The following is a 493-nucleotide window of genomic DNA, read 5'->3' on the forward strand; positions in this document are numbered from 1 at the left end:
GGCCAGGACCCGGCCCAGGTCGGTCACGTCGGGGCGCCGGCCGCCGGAAGTCACCAGTACCGCGCAGGCACGTTCCCCGGTGCGGTCATCGGGCAGGCCCACCACAGCCACCTCGACGATGCCGAGGTGGCCGACCAGGAGGTCCTCGACTTCCTTGGGGGAGATGTTCTCGCCGTTGCGGATGATGAGGTCCTTGGCCCGCCCGGTCACCTGCAGGTAGTCGCCATCCACCCATCGGCCGAGGTCCCCGGTGCGGAAGAAGCCGTCCTGGTCGAAGGATTCGATCTCGTCCTCGGGGTGCAGATAACCCAGCAGCATCTGCGGGCCGCGGGCCCGGATCTCGCCGGAGACCAGCCGGATCTCGGCGATGCCGGGACGGCCGTCGGTCTCGGCGGCGTGCTCGATGCCCCCGGGTGCCAGTGAGCCGACGGTGGTCACCGGCACCTCGGTGGAGCCGTAGACCCGGCTGACCACGGCTCGCTCGAAGTAGTCC

The 493-nt window shown here is 70.4% G+C and carries 1 protein-coding gene; it reads right to left on the minus strand.

From position 1 onward, the window contains the following. A partial coding sequence (locus RNC47_RS36350; protein WP_311605142.1) for an AMP-binding enzyme occupies positions 1 to 493 on the minus strand: 493 nt, incomplete at both ends.

The organism is Streptomyces millisiae (assembly GCF_031845425.1).
In the GTDB taxonomy this organism is placed as follows: domain Bacteria; phylum Actinomycetota; class Actinomycetes; order Streptomycetales; family Streptomycetaceae; genus Streptomyces; species Streptomyces millisiae.